This is a genomic window from Pseudoalteromonas sp. GW168-MNA-CIBAN-0100 (assembly GCF_040309225.1).
GTDB classification, from domain to species: Bacteria; Pseudomonadota; Gammaproteobacteria; order Enterobacterales; family Alteromonadaceae; genus Pseudoalteromonas; species Pseudoalteromonas arctica.
On the sequence record NZ_JBEOOL010000122.1, the window covers coordinates 1 to 463 of the forward strand.

Below are 463 nucleotides of genomic sequence, written 5' to 3' on the forward strand. Positions count from 1 at the left end.
ACAAGGCAATACAATTGCCATTGCGCATTTACTTTCGCTTGACCCCGTAAGGTCAATTTATTCATGCCTTTGTTCACTGTAATATTCCCGAACACCGGTTCAATACAGCCGAGCCGTTTGCTGTATTGTCGTCGTCCGATTGGGCTGTCTATTTTAACTTTCATCTTATCGACATAGCTCAGCTTTTTGCGCGATTCATTATTTATAAACTGCACTTGTCGTCCTCTTTCTATCGGTGGTTTTCGCATGCATTGCTGCTGTAGCGGGCATGTTTTACAGTCTTTTAAGTAACCACAGAATCGCGTGTATTGCTGGTTATGGCTGTTTACATTGACCCCGCTTCGCCACATGGCATTGCCTGCAGGGCAGCGGCATGTTTGCGTTGTCTCATCATAATGAAAATCGTCTGAGGTAAATAACCGAGGCTTGCCTTTGCTGCGTTTTAGTCGCCGTTTTTCTTGCT

At 44.9% G+C, this 463-nt stretch carries 1 protein-coding gene; it reads right to left on the minus strand.

Features of this window, described 5'->3' with window-relative positions; translation table 11 throughout:
• A partial coding sequence (locus AAEY62_RS20325; protein WP_350636005.1) for a transposase occupies positions 1-463 on the minus strand: 463 nt, incomplete at both ends.